This is a genomic window from Gilliamella sp. Imp1-1 (assembly GCF_001690415.1).
Taxonomy (GTDB): Bacteria; Pseudomonadota; Gammaproteobacteria; order Enterobacterales; family Orbaceae; genus Gilliamella; species Gilliamella bombi.
The window spans coordinates 1-4,029 of the sequence record NZ_LZHK01000112.1 but is presented as its reverse complement, the minus strand read 5'-3'; the positions used below and the strand labels follow the sequence as shown (position 1 = coordinate 4,029).

Below are 4,029 nucleotides of genomic sequence, written 5' to 3'. Positions count from 1 at the left end.
GTTTCATTCTGATAGAGGAAAAGAGTTTGATAATCATTTGATTGATGAATGTTTAACAGCATTTGGAATTAAACGGTCGTTAAGTCGCAAAGGCTGCCCCTATGATAACGCAATTGCAGAAAGCACATTCAAAGCAGTGAAAACAGAATTTGTGTCAAATACTATTTTTGATTCACTGGCGCAACTTAAATTGGAATTTAATCACTATGTGGATTGGTTTAATTATAATCGACTTCATTCAACATTAAATTACCAGTCGCCGATTGAATACAAAAGAAATCGATGACCTTATCTTTTTGGTACTAAAAAGTGTGGACATACCACAGCAATCTGCTCTGGGCTGTAATAAAGCATGAGGTATTTTTCAACTTGGCGCCATACCGAAGACTCTATTGGCTTACCATTACCGCTGTTTTTTCGCCTTTTCCTAGCTAGGGTTACCGCATCATGTGCTTGATAGGCTTGATTAGGTTTTGAGTTTCTTTTTATCTCTCGACTTATTGTCGAAGGATGTCTATTGAGTAGCTGGGCTATCTCTTTTTTATTCTTTCCGGCTTGTAATAATACGAAAATTTGGTATCTTTCCTTCCTAGAAAGGTGATTATAATACATAGCAATCTCCAAACTGTGGTGGTACGAAGGTGCTAGTATAAATCACCTTTCTACTTTCTTCACTCCACCGTGTTTAAAATTGCACTTCATGTTTGAATCCAGGTTCCTTTTATCGCAATAACTTGTATTATTATCGCTTTAATAATTTCTATGGCTTTAAAAAGAAAAAAATATGAAAGAAGAACCAAACATTCGCAAAGAGTAACTGGCACGGCATTAGCGGGATTTACATCAGCTTTTTTAATCATAACTTTAGTATTACATAATGATAAATTTGTATCTATTTCAGATTATTTATCGGAAAAAAATGAAGTGTAGGAATTCATCAAGTTGTTTACAGTAACTTGAAAAACTACTACTGTAAACAACTCGAATTATTGTTAAAAATTATTATATAAATGACTACATTATACAACTTACATTTATCATACTTTTGATGAAACTAAAAATTAAGAACCAGTTTAAATTTATGCATTTAATGATACTTTGCAAAGCTAATGAATTTCCTTATTACGTTGAAAGATAAAAAACAGAAATATCACCATGATTAATGAAGACGATTTAGCCGACCATCCCCAATGATAACTGAGGTTGATTGACCTTCTTTTTTTGTTAAGAATAGGAAGTACAGGTGCTGATAATATTAGTAATGTTATTGATATATATGAAATCATGACCTATAAAGATGAAATAATTACTTATTTATATATATGATCTTATCATCTAAAAACGTCTAACAAAGCTCCAAAAAGTTTTAAAATCTTAAAATAAAAACTTATTTTTTATTACATTGTATCAATCAAAATGATAATTGCCCGTTTTTGTTCAACTGATAACATATCCCAACGTTGTAATAAACGGGCTTTTAGATCATTTTGTGTAGAATAATATCCCGTTTTGTTTTCACTTACTTTATTGGAACTATTAAAGATATAACTTTGTTCTTCATCAATAAGAAACCAACTTATTGGTGTATTTAATTTATGTGCAATTTTAGTTAAATGATCCAGATTAATTTTATTAATCCCTCTTTCGTAGCGAGATAATTGCTGAGTTGATAACTCTACTCGTTCAGATAACTCAGCTATAGTTAAATTGTTTTCTTTTCTACAGTGTTGTATGCGCTTTCCTACTTTTTTATCTATATCAGATACAGGTACTTTTGCCATTAAATGTCTTTGCTCATAACTAAAATTTAAATTGGTATTTATTGTCGAGATGTTAGTCTTTTTATTGAACATCCTTTATTGATACAAAAATAAATAAACAAATCCATTATTGATAGTTTTATATTTTTAATTTATACTTTTAAAAGTCAATTTAGGCAAAATAAGGAATAAAAATGAAGAAATCGTTTATTACAATAGCTTTTTTAACAAGTATAAGTAGCTTTTCTTATGCAGAAACATCAGGCCTTTACATTAATGGCCAAATAGGTGCAAGTTGGCTAAAAGCAAAAAGTATAGAGCATCACTTTAATGAGGACGATATAGATTCTAGTCATTTGAGATTTGGATCTCAAAATAAGACTGTCCTTAGTGGTGGTGTAGGAATTGGATATAACTTTAAACCTCAATTTAGTATCCCTATTCGCACTGAATTGATGTTTACTAAACGTGGCAATTTAAATAAAAATACCAATTCGCGAAATGTGTCATATATCGATGACGATGGAGATGCACAAACTGCTGATTACTATTTAAGCATAAAAACACGTATGAATACATTAATGTTAAATACCTATTATGATATTGATACAGGAACTGATTTCACACCTTATGCATCACTAGGTGTTGGTACTGCGTTTTTGAAATATGAACGAACAGGACTTGTAAAAGGCGGAGACAATGAGGATGCCGATACAGATTCCAAAAGCAAAACTCGCTTTGCCTACTCTGCAGGTATTGGGGCTTCTTATAAAATAACTGACAATTGGTCGACAGATTTACAAGCTCGATATACTTACGGAGGAAAAGTAAATGTATCAACAAATGATAATAGCTCAAATTCATCATTAAAACTTAGCACAACTGATTTAACTATTGGTGTTCGTTATTCGTTTTAGCAAAGAAAAGGGCAATATAGCCCTTTTATAGAAAAACATTATATATTTCTTATTTTTTAGTGAATTTTGTAGGAGTATTGATATATACAATTCAACCCTTGATAAAAGATACATTATCGTGGCATTAATTTTAAGCTGGGATTCACTTTTGGGAATGCTGTATATAGTAAAAAAGAACAAGAAAATGACAAAAAAACTGATTAATTATATTAAAAATGTTATTTGATTAAGGAAAACTGATGAAAAAAATATTTATATTTACATTATTAGGCTGTTTTTTATTAACTGGTTGTGGAGATGAAATGCCGCCAAAATGTGATAGTAAAGATGCAGAAAATATATTAAAAGAAATTTACACGAGAGAAGGTTTTAAAAGACCGACTATTGTTAATCAAAAAACACTCCGTACTGATAATGATAATAAACAGTATCTATGTCAGGCATATTTACAAGAAGCAACTTTAATGAAGTCAGGTACTTTCAAATACTCAATCACTTGGCAAAATAAACAGCAAAAAATATTTTATGTCCAATTAATCGATTAATAAAGTTTTATAAAGAATTATCAAATGTCTATTTGACAAAAATATCAAATTGTAAATATCCCAAACTTAGTACACAACTCACGTAGAAAATCATGCTGCCTGTTTTAATGTTTTATATTCGAGCGGTGTCATGTTATTTAATGCCTCATGCGGTCTTTCGGTGTTATAAATCGTTAACCATTCTTCGGTTATTCTCCTTGCTTGTGCTAAGTTGTTAAAAAGATATAAATCGAGTACTTCAGTACGATAGGTACGATTAAATCGTTCTACCCGTTTATGATTCCATTTATAGCCGAGCTTTTTGATACGATTAAAGCATTTAGGAAAGCCCCAGCGTAAATGCCAGTCTGTGATAGCATTCAATACCGAAACAATCACCGAATCATCCTGTAACTTAGGTTGATAATAGTAAGCACAACGGCTTAAGCCAACAATGGCACAACTCATAGCAATAGTAACTGAATGATTTTGTTGTAATTGCTGTGCCCACGTTTTACGTGCCTTTGTGGGCACTAAAGCTTTTTTATAATTTCTTCCTGCAGCTGGGGTTTTAAGCTCAGCTCGGCAAACATCTGCTTAAGTTTGCGGTTTTCAGCTTCCAGCTCTTTTAAGCGTTTGATATCCGAAGTTTCCATTCCGCCGTATTTTTCCCGCCATTTATAAAAAGTTGAATTACCCATGCCATATTTACGGCAGAGTTCCTTGACAGGAATACCTGCTTCAGCTTCTTTTAAAATAGCGACGATTTGATGTTCAGTCATTTTTTTCATCATTAAATCCCCTTTTACTTTTATCATAGAGAATTTT

Annotated in this window: 6 protein-coding genes and 2 pseudogenes; 4 read left to right on the top strand and 4 right to left on the bottom strand. The window is 31.5% G+C overall.

The features are described 5' to 3' along the window. Positions 1 to 286, top strand: a 286-nt coding sequence (locus A9G38_RS09475) for an IS3 family transposase (protein WP_141671722.1), incomplete at its 5' end; no start/stop codon positions are given. 2 nt (positions 287 to 288) lie between these two features. On the opposite strand, the gene A9G38_RS09470 is transcribed toward A9G38_RS09475, so the two are convergent. Further along, on the bottom strand, positions 289 to 612 hold the full coding sequence (locus A9G38_RS09470) for a helix-turn-helix domain-containing protein (protein WP_065623255.1): 324 nt from the start codon (positions 610 to 612) through the stop codon (positions 289 to 291). 150 nt (positions 613 to 762) lie between these two features. Here A9G38_RS09470 and A9G38_RS12325 point away from each other — a divergent pair, with 150 nt between their 5' ends. Continuing rightward, positions 763 to 930, top strand: a complete 168-nt coding sequence (locus A9G38_RS12325) for a hypothetical protein (protein WP_176713256.1) — start codon at positions 763 to 765, stop codon at positions 928 to 930. A 467-nt stretch (positions 931 to 1,397) separates the two neighbouring features. On the opposite strand, the gene A9G38_RS09465 is transcribed toward A9G38_RS12325, so the two are convergent. Further along, on the bottom strand, positions 1,398 to 1,781 hold the full coding sequence (locus A9G38_RS09465; protein WP_034915655.1) for a helix-turn-helix domain-containing protein: 384 nt from the start codon (positions 1,779 to 1,781) through the stop codon (positions 1,398 to 1,400). Positions 1,782 to 1,954: 173 nt separating this feature from the next. On the opposite strand from A9G38_RS09465, the gene A9G38_RS09460 reads away from it, so the two are divergent. Then, positions 1,955 to 2,677, top strand: coding sequence for an outer membrane protein (locus tag A9G38_RS09460; RefSeq protein ID WP_034915660.1), 723 nt, complete (start codon positions 1,955 to 1,957; stop codon positions 2,675 to 2,677). 239 nt (positions 2,678 to 2,916) lie between these two features. Continuing rightward, positions 2,917 to 3,222: a hypothetical protein gene (locus A9G38_RS09455; protein ID WP_034915663.1), complete on the top strand. Its 306-nt coding sequence runs from the start codon at positions 2,917 to 2,919 to the stop codon at positions 3,220 to 3,222. Positions 3,223 to 3,312: 90 nt separating this feature from the next. Here A9G38_RS09455 and A9G38_RS12940 read toward each other — a convergent pair. Together A9G38_RS12940 and A9G38_RS12935 are read right to left on the bottom strand one after the other, a co-directional pair. Beyond that, positions 3,313 to 3,492, bottom strand: a pseudogene (locus A9G38_RS12940) (integrase core domain-containing protein); the annotation flags it as partial. A 277-nt stretch (positions 3,493 to 3,769) separates the two neighbouring features. Then, positions 3,770 to 3,995: pseudogene (locus A9G38_RS12935) on the bottom strand (transposase); the annotation flags it as partial. Between the last annotated feature and the right edge of the window lie 34 nt (positions 3,996 to 4,029).